The sequence below is a fragment of the Micromonospora sp. NPDC023888 genome, from assembly GCF_040639415.1.
GTDB lineage: Bacteria > Actinomycetota > Actinomycetes > Mycobacteriales > Micromonosporaceae > Micromonospora.
In genome coordinates this window covers 1-21,029 of record NZ_JBEZZW010000037.1, presented here as the reverse complement: position 1 = coordinate 21,029, position 21,029 = coordinate 1, and the positions used below count along the sequence as shown (strand labels likewise).

Below are 21,029 nucleotides of genomic sequence, written 5' to 3'. Positions count from 1 at the left end.
AGGGGCCGTGACCCAGACCATCCCGCAACCCCGTCACGCCCCGGTCGCCACACCGACCGCCGGGCAGCCCTACGAATACCACCGCCGCCCCCTGGTCGAACCCGACTGGACCCGCTTCCCCGGCTGGCGCCACGTCACCCGCGACCAGTGGGAATCCGCCCAGTGGCAACGCGTCAACTGCGTCAAGAACATCAAGCAGCTCCGCGCCGTCTTCGGCGACCTCATCGACGACACCTTCTACACCGACGTCGAGGCCGACCAGAAAGCCCTGGCCACCATGTCGATGCTGGTGCCACCACAAATGATCAACACGATGGTGCCGTTCGCGACCCTCACCACCGAGGCGCTGCTCGCCGACCCCATCCGCCGCTACATGATCCCGGTCGCCTCCGACCGACGCACCGACTGGCCCTCACACCCCTACGCCAGCCGCGACAGCCTCCACGAGCACGACATGTGGGTCGCCGAAGGCCTCACCCACCGCTACCCCACCAAGGTCCTCGCCGAACTGCTCTCCACCTGCCCGCAATACTGCGGCCACTGCACCCGCATGGACCTCGTCGGCAACTCCACCCCCGCCGTCGACAAACTCAAACTCACCCTCAAGCCCGTCGACCGCTACGACGCCCACATCGCCTACCTCAAGGCCCACCCCGGCGTCCGCGACGTCGTCGTCTCCGGCGGCGACGTCGCCAACGTCCCCTGGCGCAACCTCGAGTCGTACCTCATGCGCCTGCTGGAACTGGAGACGGTCCGCGACATCCGCCTCGCCACCAAGGCCCTCATGGGCCTCCCCCAACACTGGCTGCAACCCGACGTCGTCGAAGGCCTGGAACGCGTCGCCCGCACCGCCGCCCGCCGCGGCGTCAACCTCGCCATCCACACCCACGTCAACCACGCCCAGTCGCTCACCCCACTGGTCGCCAAGGCCGCCCAGACCGCCCTCGACGTCGGCGTCCGCGACGTCCGCAACCAGGGCGTCCTCATGCGCGGCGTCAACGCCACCACCCCGGAACTACTCGACCTCTGCTTCGCCCTCCAGGGCGAAGCCGGGATCCTGCCGTACTACTTCTACATGTGCGACATGATCCCCAACGCCGAACACTGGCGCGTCCCGGTCTGGCACGCCCAGCAACTCCAGCACGACATCATGGGCTACCTCCCCGGCTACGCCACCCCCCGCATCGTCTGCGACGTGCCCTTCGTCGGCAAACGCTGGGTGCACATGCTCACCGACTACGACCGTGAGCGCGGCATCTCCTACTGGACCAAGAACTACCGCACCTCCATCGAATCCGCCGACCTGGAAGCCCTCAACAAGCGCTACGCCTACTACGACCCGATCGACACCCTGCCCGCCGACGGCCAGCAGTGGTGGCACGACCACCGCGACGACTGACCCACCCACGACGACACCCCCGGGGAGACCACCCCGGGGGTGCGGCGTAGATCAGCGACGAATCCCCGCGAGGATGACACCGGCGAGCCTGCCGATCACGTGCTCGCTCCTCGACGACGGCAACTGCCGCAACGAAGCGATCGCCACCAAGGCGGCCCGCACGTCATCGGCGTCCACGCCCTCGCGAAGCACACCCGCGGCCCGCGCCCGGGCGACCAGCACGTTCAACGCCTGAGCGTGCTCCCGGCGCTCCTCCTGAAAAGCGACACCCACACCGCCGGGCCCCAGCAGCGCCTCGTTGAGCGCCCGGTCATGGACCTGCCGATCGGCGAACTCCAGGACCACACCGGACAACGCCCGCCACGGATCCGGGTCGTCGAGCGCACCCCGCATACGCACACCACAATCCTCCACCCGCTCGGCGAGAACCGTGGTGACCAACTCGGTACGGGTCGGAAAATGCCGGTACAGGGTCGCCACACCCACCCCGGCCCGCCGAGCCACCGCACGCATGGGCGCCTCCAGCCCAACCGCCGCGAACGTCTCCCGCGCCGCCGCCACCACCCGCGCACGGTTGGAGCGGGCATCGGCACGCTGGTTCTGAGACATCTCCGACCTGCCTTCCTCTCACTTCACCGCACGGCGGAACGGCTGCTCCGTTTCCGACCTACGGTACGGCTACGACCACGCCACCAAGGCAGAGGAGCCACCGATGTTCGCAGTACGGTTCGACCGGTTCGGCGGCCCAGAGGTCCTGCGCCTCGCCACCGCCGAAGCCCCACGGCCAGAACCCGGCCAGATCCGGGTACGCGTCCACGCCGCCGGGGTCTCCCCGGTCGACCTCGGCCTCCGATCCGGCCGTACTCCCATGAGCGCCCAACTGCCGCTGCCGCACATCCCCGGCGTCGACGCGGCCGGCGTCGTCGACGACATCGGCTTCGACGTCGACGGCGTCACCATCGGCGACCACGTCTTCGGCATCGTCGACCTGGCACAACTCGGCGGCGCGAGCGCGCAGTACGCGGTCCTCCAGCGGTGGGCACACAAGCCCGCCACCATGCCCTGGACCCAGGCGGGCGCGGCGGGCACCGGCATCGAAACCGCCACCCGGGCCCTCGACCTCCTCGGACTCGAACCGGGCATGACGCTCGTCGTCGACGGCGCCGCAGGCGGCGTCGGCAGCATCGCCGTCCAACTCGCCGCTGCCCGCGGCATCCGGGTCATCGGCACCGCCCGCGCCGACAACCACGACTTCCTCCACCAGCTCGCAGCGACACCGGTCGCCTACGGACCCGGCCTCGCGGACCGACTCGACGCCCTGAGCGTCACCCAGGTCGACCGCGCACTCGACGTCGCCGGGGCCGGCTCCCTGCCGGAACTGATCGACCTGACCGGGGACCCGGCGGCGGTGGTGACCCTGGCCGACTTCACCGCCCCCACGTACGGCGTCCGCCTGTCCATGGGGCAACTGGCCGGCGAGCCCGACGGCCGCCACGGCCTACCCGCCGCGGCCCAGCTGTTCACCGAGGGCCGGTTCACCGTGCCGATCGAGGCGGCCTTCCCCCTGGAGAAGGCGGCTGACGCCCACGAGACGGCCGAGCAGGGCTCCCGCCGCGGCAAGATCGTGCTGACCGTCGACGACACGCACGAGATCTGACCTCGGGTCAGCCCAACACCTCGGACAACGGCGCCGGCTCCAGCCCCCGCTCGCGCAACCCGGCCAGGATGTGCGGCAACGCCTCGTCGGTCATCGCCGCGTTCGCCTCGGTCACGTGCATGATCACCACCGAGCCGGGGCGGACGTGGTCCAACACCGCCCGCACCAGCGGCTTCCACGCGGTCGCGAACGGATCGCCGCTGACCACGTCCCCGTCGACGACCGTCACACCCAGCGGCGCCAGGGCGTCCAGCGTCGCCGCGTCATGGCACAGCCCCGGAAAGCGGAAGTACCGGGTCTGCCGACCCCCGTACGGCTTGATCACCTCGAACGTCTTCGCCACGTCCCCGGCCAGCTTGTCCACCGTCAGCGAGGGCAGGTCATAGCAGTCAGCGGTGAACGCCGCGTGCCCGTAGGTGTGGTTGGCCAACTCGAAGCGCGGGTTGCCGGCGATCCGCCGGGTCACGTCCGGATACCGCTGCACCCACTTGCCGGTCAGGAAGAACGTGGCCGCCACCTCGTCCCGCTCCAGCAGGTCGAGGATGCGCAGGTTGGCGTACGACGTCACCCGACCGGCACGCAGGTTGGCGAGCATCCCGTCGGTCATGTCCGCGTCGAAGGTCAGCGCGACCTTGTCGCCGGTCCGCGGGCCGTGATCCACCACCGGTGCCCGGGTCCCCACCCGCGTCGCCCCGGGCACCGTCGGAACTGCCGGTGACGGAGTGGCGCTGACGCCGGACGACGGCACGGCCGAGGAGGCCGACGAAGCTACGGAGACCGGCCCGTCCGGCGGCGGCACGCGGGATGCCGAGCACGCGGCGCTGCCGACGACGACCACCGCAACCAGGACGCCAGACAACGGGCGAGTCCACGCTCGAATCACGCGGCAGATCATCGCAGAAGTGAATGAGACTCACTGTCCCCCAGCGCCGCCCCGGAGCCGGCTGGATCACCGGCGCGTCGCCGCTGATCCACTCGGGTCGGGTTTACCGATACTGCGCTGTCCCACCCGCCCGGACACCCCGACGGGCTACGCGGTGCCACCGCGCGGCGCGTACATGATGACCGCGACGCCCAGCAGGCAGAGCCCCGCGCCGGCCAGGTCCCAGCGGTCCGGACGGAAGCCGTCGACCACCATCGCCCAACCCAACGAGCCGGCCACGAACACCCCGCCGTACGCGGCCAGGATCCGGCCGAAGTTCGCCTCCGGCTGGAACGTGGCGACGAAGCCGTAACAGCCAAGCGCCACCACGCCGGCAGCGATCCACCACAGCCCGCGCTGCTCCCGCCAGCCCTGCCAGACGAGCCAGGCGCCGCCGATCTCGGCGACCGCGGCCAGCACGAACAACACGAGGGAACGAAGCACCGTCACCGCAAGACCGTAGCCGCAGCACACGACGGGTCCCCGGGCGACGGTGCGCCCGGGGACCCGTGGACCGCTCAGGTCACTTCGTGAAGGCGTCCTTCACGTTGCGACCGGCGTCCTTCATGTTCTGACCGGCCTGCTTGGCGCGCGCGTCGCTCTCCTGGCTGGCGCCCTCGCCACGCATCCGCTCGTTGTCGGTCCTGTCGCCGACGCGCTCACGTGCGGCGCCGGCCATCTGCTCGACCTTGTTCCGTGCCTTCTCGGTGAAGCTCATCGCGCCTCCTCGGTCTGGCCGTTGTCCCGGCTCGCTTGCCCGCTCTCCGGGTGCCGAAACCGGTGGTGCCGGTCGGCACACCCGCTAAGGCATCCTAGGAAGATAGGTTGAGGGAGGGTCGCCTGGTGAAAGCGGTCCCGATGGTTAACTGGCCCTATGGGAGAGCTCCTACTGATCCGGCACGGCGAGACCACCTGGAGCGCCAGCCTCCGACACACCTCGTACACCGACCTGGAGCTGACCCCCGACGGCGAGCGACAGGCCCGCACCCTCGCCGCGTTCCTCGCCGGCCGGCGGTTCGCGACAGTGCTGTCCAGCCCCCGCTCCCGGGCGCTGCGCACCGCGCAGTTGGCCGGGCTCACCGTCGACGCCGTCGACGAGGACCTCAGCGAGTGGAACTACGGCGAGTACGAGGGCCGCACGACCGTGGACATCCACGCCGACCAGCCGCACTGGAACATCTGGACCGACGGCTGCCCCGGCGGCGAGTCACCCGCACAGGTGGGCGAACGGCTCGACCGGGTGCTGGCGCGGGTCACCCCACTGCTCGACCGGGGCACCGTCGCGCTTGTCGGTCACGCGCACAGCCTGCGCGTGCTCGGTGCCCGCTGGATCGGCCTGCCCCCGTCCGCCGGCGGACGACTGCGCCTGGACACCGCCACCGTCAGCGCGCTCGGTCACGAGCACGGCCGGCAGGTCATCCTGCGGTGGAACCAGCCGGCTCCTCCGGCGCCCGGGACCGCGACCGACTCGGTGCCGCAGCACTGATCTTCGGAGGCCGGTTCTCGTACGGGGTGGACAGCACCACGGTCGTCCGGGTCGTCACGTTCGCCGAGGTGCGGATCTCCTGCAGCACCCGCTCCAGATCGGTGGGGCTGGCCACCCGCACCAACAACATGTAGAAGTCCTCCCCCGCCACCGAGTAGCAGGAGTCGATCTCGGGCAGGTGCGCCAGTCGCTCCGGCGCGTCGTCCGGCTGCGACGGGTCGAACGGGCGGATCGCCACGAACGCGGTAAGCGGCAGGTCAAGCGCCTCGAACGAGACCCGGGCGGCGTACCCCTTGATCACCCCACGCTGCTCCAGCCGGCGCACCCGCTGGTGCACGGCGGACACCGACAACCCCACCTTCTCGGCCAGGTCCGTGTACGACAGTCGGCCGTCGGCGGTCAGCGCGGCGACGATAGCGCGGTCGATCTCCTCCACGGCGTGCAACCTACCGGGAAAACCGCCCGACGGCGACGAGGTACCCGCCGGGACGGGCCGGCGGGGCGGCTGCGGCCGATCCACCGCGGCCGCCCCGGCACCGCTCAGCCCTTCGCCAGCGCCCGGGAGATCACCATTCGCTGGATCTGGTTGGTGCCCTCCACGATCTGCAGGACCTTGGCCTCGCGCATGTACCGCTCCACCGGATGATCGGCCACGTAGCCGGCACCGCCGAGCACCTGCACCGCGTCGGTGGTCACCCGCATCGCCATGTCGGTGGCGAAGAGCTTCGCCTTGGCCGCCTCGATCGAGTACGGGCGGCCGGCGTCGCGCAGCCGCGCCGCGGCGAGGGTCAACGCGCGGGCCGCGGAGATCTGGGTGGCCGCGTCCGCGAGGATGAAGCCGAGCCCCTGGAAGTCGATGATGGACCGGCCGAACTGCTGGCGCTCCCGGGCGTAGGAGACCGCGTAGTCCAGGGCCGCCTGGGCCAGCCCGACCGCGCAGGCCGCGATGCCCAGCCGACCGGAGTCCAGTGCGGACATGGCGATGGTGAAGCCGGCACCCTCGTCGCCGATCAGCCGGTCCACCGGCACCCGCGCCTCGTCGAAGGCGATCTGCGCCACCGGGGAGGCGCGCAGCCCCATCGTCCGCTCGGCCGCCTGCGGGTTGATGCCGACCGTGCCCGCGTCGGCGAGCAGGCAGGAGATCCCCTTCGGTCCGGGCCCTCCCGTGCGGCAGAAGATGTTGTAGAAGTCGGCGGTCCCCGCGTGGGTGATCCACGCCTTGGTGCCGGACACCAGGTACGCGTCCCCGTCCCGAACCGCCCGGGTGCTCAGCGCGGCCGCGTCCGAGCCACCCTGCGGCTCGGAGAGGCAGTACGCGCCCAGCAGTTCGCCGCCGATCATGTCCGGCAGGAGCTTGCGCTGCTCGTCGGTGCCGAACGCGAACACCGGGTAGCAGGACAGGGTGTGCACGCTCACCGCCTCGGCGACCGCGAGCCAGCGGCTGGCCAGGATCTCCAGCACCTGCAGGTACACCTCGTAGGGCTGGGCCGCGCCACCGTACTCCTCGGGGTAGGGCAGGCCGAGCAGGCCGGCTCGGCCGAGGGTCCGGAGCACGCCGCGGGGGAATTCGGCGCGCTCCTCGAAGGCGGCGGCTTTCGGCGCGAGCTCGCCATCGGCGAGCTCGGTGGCGAGGCCCAGCAGGTCGTGGGCCTCGTCGGTGGGGAGGATCCGGTCGACAGTCATAGCGCGATGAGCTCCGTGGGGGTGGTGTTGAGCCGTTGCACGCCGTCTGTGGTGCAGACGACGATGTCCTCGATGCGGGCGCCGTGTCGGCCCGCCAGGTAGACGCCCGGCTCGACGGAGAACGCCATCCCGGCCTCGATCGGGCGGTCGTTGCCGGCCACCAGGTAGGGCTCCTCGTGACCGTCGAGACCGATGCCGTGGCCGGTGCGGTGCAGGAACGCGGGGCCGTAGCCGGCGGCGGCGATCGGGTCCCGGGCCGCGGCGTCGGCCGCCGTCGCGGTGATCCCGGGCCGCACCGCGGCGACCGCCGCGCGTTGGGCGGCGTGCAGCACCGCGTAGTAGTCGAGGAAGTCCGCCGGCGCCGGCCCGCCCACCACGTAGGTGCGGGTGCAGTCTGAGCGGTAACCCGAGGCCATCGTGCCGCCGATGTCGACAACCACCGGCTCTCCGACGCCGATCGGCCGGTCCGAGGTGCCGTGGTGCGGGCTGGCGCCGTTCGGGCCGGCCGCCACGATGACGAAGTCGACCCGGACGTGTCCGGCGGCCCGGATCGCCGCGGCGATGTCGGCGGCGACCTCGGCCTCGGTGCGCCCGGGGCGCAGCCACTGCCCCATCCGCAGGTGCACCTCGTCGATCGCCGCGCCGGCCTCGGCGAGCGCCGCCACCTCCGCCGGGGACTTGCGCACGCGCAGCGCGCCCAGCACGTCCCCGGCGAGGCGTTGCACGACGCCGGGAAGGGCGGCGCGCAACGCGAGGACCTGCTCGGCCCACATCCGGTCGGCCAGCCCGACCGCCGTGACCGGGCCGTCGAGGGCGGCGACGACAAGCGGGTACGGGTCGGAGCCGTCGAGGTGGTCGACGATGCGGACGCCGGTGGCCGGTGCCGCCTCCGCCGCCGGGCGTTCCAGTCTGGGCACGATGAGGGTCGGCTCACCCTCGGCGGGCAGCACCAGGCAGGTCAGCCGTTCCCCCGCGTGGGCGTCGTACCCGGTGAGGTACCGCAGGTCGGAGCCGGGGGTGAGCAGCAGGGCATCCAGCCCGGCAGCGGCGGTGGCGCGCTGCGCGGCGATCAGCCGATCCGGCGGGTACAGCTCGTCGAGTCCCACCCCACCAGCTTAACGGTCGTTTGGGTAAACCCCCATATTGGTGCCGGTACCGGGGAAATCCACAGATGTTGATTGACGGGGACAGTTAACACTCTTTAAGATTTGGCTGCCTCGAGGCCCACCCGTTCCTGCGTCCCGCACCGCCCACCCGCGACAACCCGCGCGGGTGGGTGTCGTCCCCCGCCCACGGGAAGGCCCCCGATGTCCTCACCACTGCGCCGCGCCCTCGCCGCCGGCCTCCTCGCGCTGGCCACCGCCGGCGCCACCCTCACCGTCACGTCCACCGCCGCGCAGGCCGTGGTGCTGCCGAACAACTTCAAGAGCGTCGGCTACATGCCCTCCTGGGCCGGCAACATCAACACCATCCAGTACAACAAGCTCACCCACATCAACTACGCCTTCATCCTGCCCAACAGCGACGGCAGCCTCCAGGGGGTCGACGGCGCTCGACTCTCCTCACTGGTCTCGCAGGGACACGCCAACAACGTCAAGGTCTCGATCGCGGTCGGCGGCTGGAACGACGGCAACGACTCGGCCTTCGAAGCCCTGGCGGCCAACTCCGGCAGCCGGACCACCTTCGTCAACAACCTGGTCAACTTCGTCAACCAGTACAACCTCGACGGCGTCGACATGGACTGGGAGTATCCCGATTCGGGCGCCTCGGCCAACAACTACACGGCGCTCATGACGCAGCTCGGCAGCGCCCTGCACAGCCGCGGCAAGCTGCTCACCGCCGCCGTGGTCTCCGAGGGCGGCAGCGTGCAGGGCGTGCAGACCGCCGTCTTCAACCAGGTCGACTGGCTCAACATCATGGCGTACGACGGCGGCAGCCCACACGCCAACTACGACTGGTCGATCAACAGCGTCAACCTGTGGAAGGCACGCGGCCTGCCGGCCAGCAAGGCGGTGCTCGGCATCCCGTTCTACAGCCGCCCGGTCTACTACAACTACTCGTACCTCGTCGGTCTGGACCCGGCGAACGCCAACCGGGACTGCGCCACCGTCGGCGGGTCGCAGCAGTGCTGGAACGGCATCCCGACGGTCAAGCGCAAGACGCAGTGGGCGTTGGCCAACGCCGGCGGCGTGATGAACTGGGAGCTGAGCCAGGACACCAGCGGCTCGACCTCACTGCTCAGCGCCATGTACGACACCATCATGGGCGGCACCACCCCACCGCCGACCGGTCGTACCGGCCGGATCACCGGCATCGGCGGCAAGTGCGTGGACGTGGCGGCGGCCAGCACCGCCAACGGCGCCGCCATCCAGCTCTACGGCTGCAACGGCACCACGGCGCAGACCTGGACGGTGGCCGGTGACAGCACGCTGCGCGCCCTCGGCAAGTGCGCCGACATCGCCAGCGGTTCCACCGCCAACGGCGCGAAGGTCCAGCTCTGGGAGTGCAACGGCAGCGGCGCGCAGGTGTGGCAGGCGCAGTCCAACGGCACGTTGCGCAACCCGCAGTCGAACAAGTGCCTGGACGCCACGGACAACAGCTCCGCCGACGGCACCCGGCTACAGATCTGGGACTGCTTCGCCGGCGCCAACCAGCGCTGGACGCTTCCCGCCTGACCGAACGGCCCGCGCGGTCCCCGGTCGACGCCAGGCGTCAGCCGGGGACGCTCGCGTGCTCGCGGGCCAGGGTGAGCATCTCCTGCACCGAGCCGGCCGGGTCGGTGACCGGGAACTGCACGGCGCGCACCACCGCCGTCGGGTCGACAAGCAGCGTCAGCCGCTTGAACCGGGTCACCCCGCCGGCCCGGAAGACCGGCAGCAGCAGCCCCGCCGCCAACCGGCCATCCTGGTCGGACAGCAGCGGAAACGGCAGTTCGGCGTACGCGGCGAAGTCGGCGAGCTGGTCCGGGCGCTGGGTGCTGATCCCGTGCACCCGCACCCCGGCGGCCTGGAAGTCGGGGTGACGCTTGGCGTACGTGCTCGACTCCAGGGTGCAGCCACGGGCACCGGGGATCTCCGCCCAGCCCGGCGGGTAGCCAGGTGTGCCCGGCGCGTACGCCCCGGGGAATAGGTAGAGGACCGCCCAGGTGTCCATCGTGGTCAACGCGACCGGCCGCCCGTCGGGACCGGGCAGGACGACCTCGGGCAGTCGTCGCCCGATCAGGTGGTGTGCTCGGCGCGCCTCGGCAGAGTCGGCGTCGGCCGTCGCGGTCAGTTCACCGTCACCCATCAGATGCCTCGTCCCCCAGTCCTGCAGGGCGATCAGCACCGGCAGCAACCCTTCGCCCTTCCCGGTCAGCAGGTAGTCGTAGCGGGGTGGGTGTCGCGAGTAGGGCCGCCGCTCCAGCACACCGTGCTCGACCAGGGCGGCGAGGCGTTCGGTGAGCGCCCGGCGGCTGACGCCCAGCTCACGTTGCAGCGCGTCGAAGCGGGTCGTCCCGCCGGCGACGTCGCGCACGATGAGGAACGTCCACCAGTCCCCCAGCACGCCGAGCGCCTGCGCGATGCCGCAGTCCGCGTCGGCGAGATCCTCTCGCCGCACCCGCCACCTCCATCGGTCCCCGCCCGACTATAGTGCGTTCCAGTTTGAAACGCGCGAACGAGGGCCGACGACAGGCGCGTCGGCGGTCGGGCCCGACCGTTCCGGCGCCGGTGGCGGCAAGCAGCGGATGCTCGACGGATCAACCGGCTCGCGACGACGCCATCCGCTGCGCGGTCGCGGCGTCCGGTGGGCCGAGCACGATCCAGGAGCCGTCGGCGAAGAGCAGCGCGAGCCGCCCGATGGCGCCACCGGGCAGCGCGTCCATCCGGACCAGCGACTCCACGCCCACCTGCCAGGCCACCTCCAGTGGCAGGCCGCGGTCCGCCGGGCCGGGCCCGTCCCAGGCCGCCCGCACCTGACGAGCCGCCGCCGAGAGGCGGTCCCGCAGGCCACCACCGGCGGCGGGCGGCTCCGCGCTGGCCGGCCGACCGCCCTGCCGGCGGAGCACCAGCACCCGGCGGTCTGTCAACGCCAGCACCTGGGCGATCCTGGGCTCGGGCAACTGCTCGTCCAGCCCGACCCCCACCGAACCCGGTGGACCGCCGAGCACCCCGTTGCGGGCCGCCTGATACCACTCCACGCCCGGCCCGGTGGAGGCGGTCACCCCGGCGGCATCCCAGGCCAGCCCCTCCGCCACCCGCAGGGGGTTCAACTCGGCACGGAGCACCTCCCCCGCCGAGCGGCGGCCCGGGACGCGGGTGAACCAGCACGCCTCCCGCAGGACCTCGCCCGGGGGCAACTGCGCCGCCACCCGACCGAGCAGCTCCGCTCGGCGCGCTGCCGACTCGTCCATCGACCCTCCCCGCGTCACGGCGCCCGGTCGGCTGCCGGGTCCGTCCACGAACTCACCGTACGCCGCCAGCGGCTGCCGTCACCGTCGTCACCGCGGCGCTGATCCTCGTACTCGTCCGCGGAGGAGTTGATGATCAGGTCACCCACCGACTCCAACCCCTCGCCGACGATCGACCCGTCCAGTGGGGTGGCGAGCTTGATGCCCACCTTGAGCCAGTGCTTCGGGCCGTACAGCTTGTTGATGGTCCAGGCGGCGATCTTGCCGACGGTGCCCAGCGCCTTGAGGGCCTCCATCATGGCCTTGTACGCCTCCAGCGCCCGGTGCAACTGCGCCAGGATCCGGGTGGTCCGACTGACCGCGATGCCGGTCTCGGCCGCCGAGGCGACGGCCGCGGCCGCCTCGGACGCGCCGGCGGTGATGATCGCCAACGCCTGGGCGGCGAGCCAGGTGATCACCAGCCACTCGACCAGCTCCCGGATGATGGTCCGGATGATCTCCTCGCAGTCGCGCAGGTCCATCGCGGTGTCGCCGAGGCTGTCGGCGGTGCGGGCCATCTCCCCGGCCGCCGTCTCCAGCCCCTCCACCAGCGCGGTGATCCGCCGGGCGTACGCCTCAGCCGCCTGGCCGGTCCACTCCGGACGCAGCGCGTCCAGGCCCTGCCGCTCCTGCTCGGCGACCTGCCGCAGTTGGGTGGCGGCGGTGCGCCAGGCACCCGCGTGCGCATCGAGCTGGTCAGGGTCGCCGACGCAGAGCTCCAGCAGTTGCAGCAGCGGCCAGACGAACGGGTAGAGCAGCGTGTCCAACCCGGTGTTGAGCGCCTCGGAGGCGGGACTGGTCACCTGGTTCCAGGTGTCCCGGACCTGCTGGTAGCCCTTGGCGACGTCGACGGCGTCCGGCTGGGTCATGACCCCTCCTGGTACCGGCTCGCCAGGTGGTCGGCGTTGCCCGAGTCGGTGTGCTCGTACGCCTCGGCGTTGGCGCGCAACCCGTCGGCCAGGTCGTGCAGGTGCTGGACGAGCGCTTCCAGCGAGGTCACCTCGTCGGTCACCCAGGTGCGGTAGCCGGCATCCAACCCGGCCATCTGCCCGATCACGCCGAAGAGGTTGCCCTGGGCGGTGGCCGACTCGACGGCACGGGCGGTCGACTCGGCGGCCCCTGCCGCGGCCTCCTGACCAGTGGCCGCCGCGCGCAGCGCCGCCGGTTGGACGGTGAAGCCGTCGCCGCTCACCGGCGCCGGCCGAACTGCTCGTCGGCGGAGTCGAGCCGATCCTCGGCCTCCCGGAACCGGCCCTTGTCGAGCGCCCGGTCGACCATCGACCGGACGTCGACCGCCCCGCCGGTAGCCGGACCGACCAGCTCCTGGACCGCCTCGGCCTGCCGACGCCCGGCCTCGGCCGCGGCCTCCCGCTGGGTCGCCACGATGCGCTCCGCCAGCTCCTCCGGGCCCAGCCGCAGCGCGGTGGCGCTCAGCGTGAGCCGGACCGGCATCCCCCCGGGTGCCACCACCGCGACGACGCCCTCCGGGGACCGGGCCTCGCCATACAGCCGCTCGGGGTCGTCGCCCAGCTCGGCCAGCCCCGCGAACCGCTCACGAGTGTCCGCCACCAGGCGGCCGAACCAGGCCCGGGTCTCGTCACTCACACTCACCGTCGCCCCCCGTCAGAATCGTACGAGCGACGAGCGTACCGATGCTGGTCCAACCTGGCTGTCCCGTCGCCCGCGGCGCGGCCCGGGTCGTCCGCGCGCACAGTGGTTTTCCCGTTCGAACGGCGGGCGGGGCCATAGCCTGGATCCGGGGATGCCCGCGCGGGCGTCGCCGCCGGGAGGATCACGTGGCACCGAACGAGCAGGACCGGGCGGCGACCCGCCGACGCCGCCGACTGTGGGCGGGGGTGCTCGCGCTCGCCGGTCTGGTCCTGCTGATCATCGGCGTCACCGTGGCCGACGGCGTCGCGGCCTGGGTCGAGGTGCTTGTCGCGATTCTGCTGCTGGTGACCAGTTACGTCGTGCAGCACCTGGCCCGGCGGGCGACCGTCTACCGGCACGACGAGCGGCGCTGACACCGCCGACGGCCGGGCGTACCCCGGATCGTCGGAGGCTTGTGCCAGGCTGTCCGGCGTGGCACACCGACCCCCGATCCTGTTGATCGACGCAGCCAGCCTCTACTTCCGGGCCTACTTCGGCATCCCGGAGTCCGCCGCCCGCACCGAGGACGGCACCCCGGTCAACGCGGTGCGTGGCTTCCTCGACATGCTCGCCACCCTCATCCGCGGTCGCGGCGCCGACCGGATGGTCTGCGCTCTGGACTACGACTGGCGGCCCGCGTGGCGGGTCGACCTGTTGCCGTCGTACAAGGCGCACCGGGTCGCCCCGCAGGGCGGCGAGATCGTTCCGGACACCCTCTCCCCGCAGGTGCCGATGATCCTTGAGGTGCTGGCCGCGGTCGGCATCACCGCTGTCGGCGCGACCGGCTACGAGGCCGACGACGTGCTCGGCACGCTCTCGGTCACCCAGCCGGGCCCGGTCGAGGTGGTCTCCGGCGACCGGGACCTGTTCCAGCTCATCGACGACGCCCGGCCGGTCCGGCTGCTCTACGTGGGACGCGGCGTCGCCAAGCTCGACGACTGCGACGACGCCGCGGTGCGGGCCCGCTACGGCGTGCCGGCCGACCGGTACGCCGACTTCGCCGCGCTGCGCGGCGACCCCAGCGACGGGCTGCCCGGCGTGGCGGGTGTCGGTGAGAAGACCGCCGCCCGGCTCATCGAGCGCTACGGCGGCATCGCCGGCATCCTGGCCGCGCTCGACGACTCCGACTCGTCCTTCGCACCGGGCCTGCGCACCAAGCTGGCCGCGGCACGCGACTACCTGGCCGTCGCGCCCACGGTGGTCCGGGTCGCGCTGGACGTGCCGCTGCCGGAGCTGCCCACCGCGCTGCCGACCGCGCCTGTCGATCCGGACCGGCTGGTCGAGCTTGCCGGCCGATGGAACCTGGCCGGCTCCACCCGCCGCCTCGTGGACGCCCTCGCCGCCCGCGCCGACGCCTGACCGCCGAGGCGGCTGCACCGGACCACCACCACGGCCGACACCCGACCGCCGAGGCGGCTGCGCCGACCGCAGGCGTGGCTGCGCCGGACCGGCGCGGTGGCGCTCGGCCTCAGGCGCGCAGCGTCGCCGCGAGGTCGCCGATCGCACCCATGGCGTAGCGCTGCATCCCCGGGCCGAAGGTGATGCGGGTCGCGCCCCGCCGACCCAGCTCGGCCACGGACTCCCGGTCCGGGCCGGCGGCCATGTTGAGCGGCCCGGCGATGCCCTCGCGCAGCACCGGCAGCACCTCCAGCGGCGCCAGGATCGGGTAGACGCAGTCGGCGCCGGCCGCCACGTACCGGCGGGCGCGTCCCACCGCGTCGGCCGGATCGCCCGTCCCGACCAGGAACGTGTCGACGCGCGCGTTGATGAAGAGGGCGTCACCCGCCTCCGCCCGCACCTCGGCCAGCCAGTCAGCGTGCCGCTGCGGGTCTTTCAGGGTGCCGTCACCCGCCGAGTCCTCCAGGTTGCACCCGACGACGCCGGCGTCCAGGAGCCGACCGACCAGCTCGGCGGGGGCGAGGCCGTAACCGCCCTCGACGTCAGCGGAGACCGGAACGGTAACGGCCCGGACGATCCGCGTCACCGCGGCGAACATCTCGTCGGGCGGGGTCGAGCCGTCCTCGTAGCCGAGCGAGGCGGCGACCCCGGCGCTCGGCGTCGCGAGCGCCGGGAACCCGGCGTCGGCGAACACCCGGGCGCTGGCGGCGTCCCACGGCCCCGGCAGGACGAGCGGGTCACCGGCGGCGCGGCCGTGGTGCAGGGCGCGGAAGGTGGCGACTGTCATCGTTCGGCTCCCCAGGATTGCGCAGGTCAGACCCGCGGAACTCTACTTGACCTTGCGGGTCGACCGGACCACGATGTCCTCGTACTCCGGATGCTTGACCAGCCAACCGGCGAGGAACGGACAGATGGGCACGACTGTCCGCTTCCTGGCCCGCGCGTCGTCCATCACCGCGCGCGCCAGGGTCGAGCCGACGCCCCTGCCCTCGAACGCCGGATCGACCTCGGTGTGGGTGTAGGCGATGATGCCGCCGGTCAGCTGGTAGGTGACAAACCCGGCGATCGTCCCCGCCTCGTCGCGCGCCTCGAATCGCTCCCGCTCCGGCGCGTCTGTCACGGTGATCTGCATCCGATCATCCAACCACCCGCCCCGCCACCGCTCACCGTGCGGCCGAGGTCGGGTGACGCGGCACGCATTGTCCCGGCGGTAACGGGAAACGCAGCGCCGCCGGGCGAGACGCGGGAGGAGGCGTGCCAGATGACGAACCCGTCGGGGGACAACGGCTTCGCCGTCGTGGAGATGTTCACCTCGCAGGGCTGCTCGAGCTGCCCACCCGCGGAGGAGGTGCTGACCGAGATCGAGCACGACGCCCGCGAGCGGGGGCAGCCGGTCTTCGCCCTCGGATTCCACGTCGACTACTGGGACGATCTGGGCTGGCCCGACCGCTTCGCGGACGCGGCGTACACCGCACGGCAGGAGGCGTACGCCCGCGCCTTCGGCACCGGGGGTCTGTACACACCGCAGATGGTCGTCAACGGCACCGTCGAGTTCGTCGGGTCCGACCGGCGGCGTGCGGCCGGCGCGATCACCTCCGCCCTGACGTCGGGCGTCACCACACCTGTCACGCTGCGGGCAGCGGACCTCGACGGGCAGCGGGTGACGGTGGACTACCAGAGCGCGTCGCCGCCGGAAGGCGCGGTGCTGCACGTGGCGATCGTGGAACGCGGCCTGGACAGCGAGATCGCCCGGGGCGAGAACGCCGGACGGACGCTCCGGCAGGACAACGTCGTACGCGCCTTCACATCGGTGGGCCTGGACGCCGAGCGGGGACGGGTGGAGCTGGTGACACCACCCGATCTCGATCCTCGCGGCGCCACCGTCGTCGGCTACGTGCAGGAGGACGGCAACCGGGCCATCCTCGGCGCCACCGCCGTCGACCTGTCCACCGCGTAATCTCGGCGCATGCGGATGGTGTGGGGAGCGGGGGACCTCGGTGGTTGACGCCGACGACATACGCCGGCTGGCGCTGGCCCTGCCGCACACGGTGGAGATCCCCAGTGACGGCTTCGACTTCCGGGTGGCCGACAAGGGCTTCGTCTGGTCCTACCCGGAGCGCGTGCCCGGAAAGCCCCGGGTGATCCGACTCGACATCGCCGTGCTGTTCGTCGGCGACGAGGCCGAGAAACAGGCGCTCCTGCTCGGCGAGCCCGACCTCTTCTTCACCACGCCCGGCTACGACGGCCTGCCCCTGGTGCTGGTGCGGCTGGCGGCGGTCGACCTCGCTCGGTTGAGCGAGCTCGTCACCGACGCGTGGCGGATGCGCGCACCCGAGGCGCTCCTGGGCGACCGCGACGACTGTGGCGCGCCGGTCGTCGCGGCGGACGCGGGCGCCGGAGGTTAGCGACATCGGCACGCAACGGGTTTGACACATTGACGAGGATCTCGGTACTCCACTACCGTTGCCGTGAGAGCGCTCTCTCGCCTGACCTTCTCCCTAATTCAGACGCAACGCGTCGGACCCGGCAAGGGCCGCACCCCGGCGCGCGATGGAGGCACCATGAAACCTCCCGTCCCCCACCGCCGCTGGGCCCTGGCCGCCACGACCGCCCTGGCCCTGGTCGTCGGTGGTCTCGCGATCCCCGTCACCCGCGCCGCCGAGGCCGCGCCCGTCGGCGCCGGCAGCTACACCACCACCCCGGTCGGCCCGCTCCCCAGTGGCTGCGGCTCGATGTCCAGCAACCCCCGGCAGTTCGCCACCGCCAACGCGCCCGCCGGGCCGATACCCACGAACGACTGGTGGTCGTCCCTGCTGTGGAAGCGCACCGACTGCTCCTTCAGCGAACCGCTGCACGCCCACCCGATCTCGTACGACACCTTCACCGACGGCCTGGGCTTCTCCGCCAACTCCACACCCGCCATCAGCGGCACCGCGACCGGCGTCGGTGAATACCACTACCCCTACGTGCAGGACATCCGGGTCGGCGTGGCCGGGCTCGGCGCACCCCAGGTCAAGGTGGACGGCTGGACCGACTGGACGGTCAGCCCACACTGGAGCGACGGCACCCGCACCATGCGCGCCACCATCGGCCACGGGCTGCCCTTCGCGTACTTCCAGACCACCGGCGGAGACGCGGTGATCGGCACCGCCGGCACCCCCGAGGTGTGGTCCGCCAACGGCGCCACCATCGGCTTCCGGGTCAACGGCCACGACTACGTCGGGTACGCGCCCAGCGGCGCCACCTGGACCGTCGCCGGCGGCCGGATCTCGTCCACCCTCGCCGGCCGGGGCTACTTCTCCGTCGCCCTGCTGCCGCCGACGTCAAGCGCGACGGAGCGCGCCGACCTGGCGGCGACCTACGGCCGGTACGCGCACGCCCACGTGACCGGCACCCAGGTGTCGTACGCGTACAACCCGGCGACAAGTGGTCTGACCACCACGTACGCGTTCACCACCACCGCCCGGGAGGGCACGGCCACGCAGACCGTGGTCAGCCTCTACCCGCACCAGTGGAAGTCGCTGAGCGGATCCACCGCCATCACCCCGACCTACCCGTCGGCGCGCGGCCGGATGCGGGTGCTCACCGGCGTCAACCAGTTCCGTACCGCCATGAAGTTCCAGGGCGTCCTTCCGGAGTTGCCCGCCGTCGGCGACGGCAGCGGAAGCGACCTGTCCACCCTCACCGGTCAACTGGCCGCCGTCCGCGCGAACCCGATGGACCAGCGCGGAAACGACACCTACTGGACCGGCAAGGGGCTCGGCCGGGCCGCCCGCATCGCCGAGATCGCCGACCTGGTCAACGACACCGCGACCCGCGACAGCGCGCTGAACGCCATCCGCGGCACGCTCACCGACTGGTTCACCGCGTCCAGCGGCAAGACCAGCCGGGTCTTCTACTACGACAACAACTGGGGCACCCTGATCGGCTACCCGGCGTCGTACGGCTCCGACCAGGAACTCAACGACCACCACTTCCACTACGGCTACTTCATCGCCGCGGCCGCCACGCTTGCCAAGTTCGACCCGACGTGGGCCACCGCCAGCCGCTACGGCGGCATGGTGGACCTGCTGATCCGCGACGCCAACAACTACCAGCGCGGCGACACCCGCTTTCCCTACCTGCGTGACTTCGACATCTACGCCGGCCACGACTGGGCGTCCGGGCACGGCTCGTTCGGCTCCGGCAACAACCAGGAGTCCTCGTCGGAGGGAATGAACTTCGCCAACGCCCTCATCCAGTGGGGGCAGGTCACCGGCAACACCGCCGTCCGCGACGCCGGTGTCTTCCTCTACACCACGCAGGCCGCCGCCATCCAGGAGTACTGGTTCGACGCCAGCGACCAGAACTTCCCCGCCGCCTTCGGGCACTCCACCGTCGGCATGGTCTGGGGCGACGGCGGCGCGTACGCCACCTGGTTCAGCGGCGAGCCGGAGATGATCCAGGGCATCAACCTGCTGCCGGTCACCGGCGGACACCTCTACCTGGGCAACAACCCGGCGTACGTGCGGACCAACTACGCCGAGCTGGTGCGCAACAACGGCGGGCAACCGACGGTGTGGCAGGACATTCTCTGGCAGTTCCAGGCCCTCGGCGACCCCGACGCGGCGCTGGCGAACCTCCGCGCGAACCCCGGCTACACCCCGGAGGAGGGCGAGAGCCGGGCACACACCTTCCACTGGATCCGCAACCTCGCGGCCCTGGGCAGTGTCGACACCACGGTGACCGGCAACCACCCGCTGTCGGCGGTGTTCTCGCGCAACGGGGCACGCACCTACGTGGCCTCGAACCCGACCGCCGCGCCGATCACCGTGACGTTCTCCAACGGCACCAGCCTCACCGTGGCGGCGGGCCGGACGGCGACCACCGGGGCGTACACCTGGAGTGGTGGCAACGCGTCCGGCGGCGTACCGCCGACGACCCCGCCGCCGACGACCCCGCCACCCACGACGGCGCCACCCACGACGGCGCCACCCACGACCCCGCCACCCACGACGACCCCGCCGACGACTGGCGGGCCCACCCGGTACCTGCTGCCGGGGGGCGGGTTGGGCGCCGCCGGCAGCGCGGCCACGGCGACGGTCGCGGCCGCCAACGGCAACCACGACGGTACGCCGACAAACCCCCAGGTCTTCACGGCGACCGGCCTGAACCTCGCCTACTCCGGCGGCCAGACCGCGTTCGACCTGTTCGTGGATGCGGGGACGGCGGTCGGTAACGGGGTGCAGGCGCGGATCTCCTACGACCTCACCGGCAACGGCAGTTGGGAACGGGTGGAGACCCTGCGCTACTTCGCCACCGACCCGGTTCCCGGCTACGAGCACTACACCCAGAGCGCCGGTCTGGCCTCGGCCACCGGCACGTTGGGTGCGCTGAGCAACGGCACGGTCCGGGTGGAGGTCTGGTCGGCGATCGGCAACAACCCCAGCACCGTGGGGATCGGCAACCAGTCGGTGCTGCGGCTGCCGTACTCCTGATCGGCTCACGTGGCGGTCGGCCGGTGCGCGGGACCAGGAACGGTCCCGCACACCGGCCGACGTGCACAGGTCGGTCAGGCGTCCTCGGTCAGGAGGCGGTGCAGGTGGGCGTCAGGCCAGCCCCACCGCCGGTGCCCTGGAAACCGAACTCGGCGACCTGGCCGGCGCTGAGCCGGCCGTTGTAGTCGACGTTCGTGAACCGCACCGTGCCGGTGGATCCACTGGCCGTGGCACTCCAGGTGTTCGTGACACTCGCGCCGCTGGGCAGCGTGACGCTCACGTTCCACCCGTTCGTGCCGGCGGACCCGGCGGTGACCTTCACGCTGGCCACGAAACCACCGGTCCACGAGTTCAGTGACACCGACGCCGTGCAACCGTCCGGGCCCGGCGGGGGCGTCGTGGGCGGCGGGGTGGTGGGCGGCGGCGTCGTGGGCGGCGGGGTGGTGGGGCCTGGCGTCGTCGGCCCGGGGGTCGTCGGCGACGGGGTGATGCTCGGGCCGGCGTTGAGGGCGTTCAGCACGCTGGTGTACGCCGCCTTCTTGTTGCCACTGCAGTCGAAGAGCAGGGCGTTGTCCGACCCGCGCCACGAGTCGCAGTCACGCACACCCCAGGTGGTGATGCCGGTGCAGCGCGAGACGTTCATGCACGCGCGGGTGACCGAGCCGAAGATGTTGGCCTGGTTGCTGCCGCCCATCACGTCCAGCTCGGTGATCTGCACATCCACGCCGAGGTCGGCGAAACGCTGCAGATTGGCCTGGTAGTCACCCGCCAACGACGTGCCCAGGTGCGACTGGAAACCCACACAGTCGATCGGCACACCACGGGACTTGAAGTCCCGCACCATGTTGTAGATCCCGGTCGACTTCGCGTTGATCCCGTCGGTGTTGTAGTCGTTGTAACACAACTTCGCACCCGGATCCGCCGCCCG

24 protein-coding genes are annotated in these 21,029 nt (G+C 71.8%); 9 read left to right on the top strand and 15 right to left on the bottom strand.

What is annotated here, in order from left to right:
* Positions 1–7 precede the first annotated feature (7 nt).
* Complete coding sequence (locus tag AB0F61_RS27005) at positions 8–1,399, top strand: lysine 2,3-aminomutase (protein WP_357814929.1); 1,392 nt, start codon at positions 8–10, stop codon at positions 1,397–1,399.
* A gap of 51 nt (positions 1,400–1,450) precedes the next feature.
* Here AB0F61_RS27005 and AB0F61_RS27000 read toward each other — a convergent pair whose 3' ends face one another.
* Positions 1,451–2,008 (bottom strand): helix-turn-helix domain-containing protein, encoded by a 558-nt coding sequence (locus AB0F61_RS27000; protein WP_357814926.1) that lies wholly within the window; start codon positions 2,006–2,008, stop codon positions 1,451–1,453.
* A 103-nt stretch (positions 2,009–2,111) separates the two neighbouring features.
* Between AB0F61_RS27000 and AB0F61_RS26995 the strand changes: the two genes are divergently transcribed.
* A complete protein-coding gene (locus AB0F61_RS26995) occupies positions 2,112–3,056 on the top strand; it encodes an NADP-dependent oxidoreductase (protein ID WP_357814923.1) in 945 nt (314 codons plus the stop codon).
* Positions 3,057–3,063: 7 nt separating this feature from the next.
* On the opposite strand, the gene AB0F61_RS26990 is transcribed toward AB0F61_RS26995, so the two are convergent.
* From AB0F61_RS26990 to AB0F61_RS26980, 3 genes are all read right to left on the bottom strand, one after another.
* Positions 3,064–3,738 (bottom strand): polysaccharide deacetylase family protein, encoded by a 675-nt coding sequence (locus tag AB0F61_RS26990; protein WP_357814920.1) that lies wholly within the window; start codon positions 3,736–3,738, stop codon positions 3,064–3,066.
* Positions 3,739–4,086: 348 nt separating this feature from the next.
* Complete coding sequence (locus tag AB0F61_RS26985; RefSeq protein ID WP_357814917.1) at positions 4,087–4,428, bottom strand: YnfA family protein; 342 nt, start codon at positions 4,426–4,428, stop codon at positions 4,087–4,089.
* Between the two features lie 73 nt (positions 4,429–4,501).
* Positions 4,502–4,696, bottom strand: a complete 195-nt coding sequence (locus AB0F61_RS26980; RefSeq protein ID WP_357814914.1) for a CsbD family protein — start codon at positions 4,694–4,696, stop codon at positions 4,502–4,504.
* A gap of 156 nt (positions 4,697–4,852) precedes the next feature.
* Here AB0F61_RS26980 and AB0F61_RS26975 point away from each other — a divergent pair, with 156 nt between their 5' ends.
* A complete protein-coding gene (locus tag AB0F61_RS26975) occupies positions 4,853–5,464 on the top strand; it encodes a histidine phosphatase family protein (protein WP_357814912.1) in 612 nt (203 codons plus the stop codon).
* On the opposite strand, the gene AB0F61_RS26970 is transcribed toward AB0F61_RS26975, so the two are convergent.
* From AB0F61_RS26970 to AB0F61_RS26960, 3 genes are all read right to left on the bottom strand, one after another.
* A complete protein-coding gene (locus AB0F61_RS26970; protein ID WP_357101411.1) occupies positions 5,394–5,900 on the bottom strand; it encodes an Lrp/AsnC family transcriptional regulator in 507 nt (168 codons plus the stop codon). The genes AB0F61_RS26975 and AB0F61_RS26970 overlap by 71 nt on opposite strands.
* A 104-nt stretch (positions 5,901–6,004) precedes the next feature.
* Positions 6,005–7,147, bottom strand: coding sequence for an acyl-CoA dehydrogenase family protein (locus AB0F61_RS26965; protein WP_357814908.1), 1,143 nt, complete (start codon positions 7,145–7,147; stop codon positions 6,005–6,007).
* Positions 7,144–8,253, bottom strand: a complete 1,110-nt coding sequence (locus AB0F61_RS26960; protein WP_357814905.1) for a Xaa-Pro peptidase family protein — start codon at positions 8,251–8,253, stop codon at positions 7,144–7,146. The genes AB0F61_RS26965 and AB0F61_RS26960 overlap by 4 nt, the downstream gene beginning before the upstream one ends.
* 201 nt (positions 8,254–8,454) lie before the next feature.
* On the opposite strand from AB0F61_RS26960, the gene AB0F61_RS26955 reads away from it, so the two are divergent.
* Positions 8,455–9,822 carry a glycosyl hydrolase family 18 protein gene (locus tag AB0F61_RS26955; RefSeq protein WP_357814902.1) on the top strand — a complete coding sequence of 456 codons (1,368 nt, stop codon included), beginning with the start codon at positions 8,455–8,457 and terminating at the stop codon, positions 9,820–9,822.
* 37 nt (positions 9,823–9,859) lie between these two features.
* Here AB0F61_RS26955 and AB0F61_RS26950 read toward each other — a convergent pair whose 3' ends face one another.
* From AB0F61_RS26950 to AB0F61_RS26930, 5 genes are all read right to left on the bottom strand, one after another.
* A complete protein-coding gene (locus tag AB0F61_RS26950; RefSeq protein WP_357814899.1) occupies positions 9,860–10,747 on the bottom strand; it encodes a winged helix-turn-helix transcriptional regulator in 888 nt (295 codons plus the stop codon).
* 139 nt (positions 10,748–10,886) lie between these two features.
* The gene (locus AB0F61_RS26945; RefSeq protein WP_357814897.1) at positions 10,887–11,540 is read right to left on the bottom strand and encodes a hypothetical protein; all 654 of its coding nucleotides are present in this window, start codon (positions 11,538–11,540) and stop codon (positions 10,887–10,889) included.
* A 14-nt stretch (positions 11,541–11,554) separates the two neighbouring features.
* On the bottom strand, positions 11,555–12,445 hold the full coding sequence (locus tag AB0F61_RS26940; RefSeq protein ID WP_357814894.1) for a WXG100 family type VII secretion target: 891 nt from the start codon (positions 12,443–12,445) through the stop codon (positions 11,555–11,557).
* Entirely contained in the window at positions 12,442–12,768 is a 327-nt protein-coding gene (locus AB0F61_RS26935) for a type VII secretion target (protein ID WP_357814891.1), read from the bottom strand. The genes AB0F61_RS26940 and AB0F61_RS26935 overlap by 4 nt, the downstream gene beginning before the upstream one ends.
* Entirely contained in the window at positions 12,765–13,187 is a 423-nt protein-coding gene (locus tag AB0F61_RS26930) for a YbaB/EbfC family nucleoid-associated protein (protein ID WP_357814889.1), read from the bottom strand. Before AB0F61_RS26930 ends, AB0F61_RS26935 begins: the two co-directional genes overlap by 4 nt.
* A gap of 185 nt (positions 13,188–13,372) precedes the next feature.
* Here AB0F61_RS26930 and AB0F61_RS26925 point away from each other — a divergent pair, with 185 nt between their 5' ends.
* Positions 13,373–13,600 (top strand): hypothetical protein, encoded by a 228-nt coding sequence (locus AB0F61_RS26925; protein WP_357814886.1) that lies wholly within the window; start codon positions 13,373–13,375, stop codon positions 13,598–13,600.
* 58 nt (positions 13,601–13,658) lie between these two features.
* Positions 13,659–14,585, top strand: a complete 927-nt coding sequence (locus AB0F61_RS26920) for a 5'-3' exonuclease (RefSeq protein WP_357814883.1) — start codon at positions 13,659–13,661, stop codon at positions 14,583–14,585.
* Between the two features lie 109 nt (positions 14,586–14,694).
* Here AB0F61_RS26920 and AB0F61_RS26915 read toward each other — a convergent pair whose 3' ends face one another.
* Complete coding sequence (locus AB0F61_RS26915) at positions 14,695–15,411, bottom strand: isocitrate lyase/phosphoenolpyruvate mutase family protein (protein ID WP_357814880.1); 717 nt, start codon at positions 15,409–15,411, stop codon at positions 14,695–14,697.
* 42 nt (positions 15,412–15,453) lie between these two features.
* The gene (locus AB0F61_RS26910; protein ID WP_357814877.1) at positions 15,454–15,993 is read right to left on the bottom strand and encodes a GNAT family N-acetyltransferase; all 540 of its coding nucleotides are present in this window, start codon (positions 15,991–15,993) and stop codon (positions 15,454–15,456) included.
* Here AB0F61_RS26910 and AB0F61_RS26905 point away from each other — a divergent pair.
* The 3 genes from AB0F61_RS26905 (at position 15,886) to AB0F61_RS26895 (ending at position 20,101) form a co-directional block, all read left to right on the top strand.
* Positions 15,886–16,581, top strand: coding sequence for a DUF1223 domain-containing protein (locus AB0F61_RS26905; RefSeq protein WP_357814875.1), 696 nt, complete (start codon positions 15,886–15,888; stop codon positions 16,579–16,581). The genes AB0F61_RS26910 and AB0F61_RS26905 overlap by 108 nt on opposite strands.
* 40 nt (positions 16,582–16,621) lie before the next feature.
* Positions 16,622–17,029: a hypothetical protein gene (locus tag AB0F61_RS26900; protein WP_357814872.1), complete on the top strand. Its 408-nt coding sequence runs from the start codon at positions 16,622–16,624 to the stop codon at positions 17,027–17,029.
* Positions 17,030–17,185: 156 nt separating this feature from the next.
* Complete coding sequence (locus AB0F61_RS26895) at positions 17,186–20,101, top strand: glycosyl hydrolase (RefSeq protein WP_357814870.1); 2,916 nt, start codon at positions 17,186–17,188, stop codon at positions 20,099–20,101.
* An 88-nt stretch (positions 20,102–20,189) separates the two neighbouring features.
* Here AB0F61_RS26895 and AB0F61_RS26890 read toward each other — a convergent pair.
* Positions 20,190–21,029, bottom strand: an 840-nt coding sequence (locus tag AB0F61_RS26890; protein WP_357814867.1) for an endo-1,4-beta-xylanase, incomplete at its 5' end; no start/stop codon positions are given.

Coding starts and splice junctions, on each gene's coding strand:
- AB0F61_RS26895 (WP_357814870.1), top strand. CDS start 17,186: ATGAAACCTCCCGTCCCCCACCGCCGCTGGGCCCTGGCCGCCACGACC.
- AB0F61_RS26940 (WP_357814894.1), bottom strand. CDS start 12,445: ATGACCCAGCCGGACGCCGTCGACGTCGCCAAGGGCTACCAGCAGGTC.
- AB0F61_RS26995 (WP_357814923.1), top strand. CDS start 2,112: ATGTTCGCAGTACGGTTCGACCGGTTCGGCGGCCCAGAGGTCCTGCGC.
- AB0F61_RS26905 (WP_357814875.1), top strand. CDS start 15,886: ATGACGAACCCGTCGGGGGACAACGGCTTCGCCGTCGTGGAGATGTTC.
- AB0F61_RS26975 (WP_357814912.1), top strand. CDS start 4,853: ATGGGAGAGCTCCTACTGATCCGGCACGGCGAGACCACCTGGAGCGCC.
- AB0F61_RS26965 (WP_357814908.1), bottom strand. CDS start 7,147: ATGACTGTCGACCGGATCCTCCCCACCGACGAGGCCCACGACCTGCTG.
- AB0F61_RS26980 (WP_357814914.1), bottom strand. CDS start 4,696: ATGAGCTTCACCGAGAAGGCACGGAACAAGGTCGAGCAGATGGCCGGC.
- AB0F61_RS27000 (WP_357814926.1), bottom strand. CDS start 2,008: ATGTCTCAGAACCAGCGTGCCGATGCCCGCTCCAACCGTGCGCGGGTG.
- AB0F61_RS26915 (WP_357814880.1), bottom strand. CDS start 15,411: ATGACAGTCGCCACCTTCCGCGCCCTGCACCACGGCCGCGCCGCCGGT.
- AB0F61_RS26955 (WP_357814902.1), top strand. CDS start 8,455: ATGTCCTCACCACTGCGCCGCGCCCTCGCCGCCGGCCTCCTCGCGCTG.
- AB0F61_RS26945 (WP_357814897.1), bottom strand. CDS start 11,540: ATGGACGAGTCGGCAGCGCGCCGAGCGGAGCTGCTCGGTCGGGTGGCG.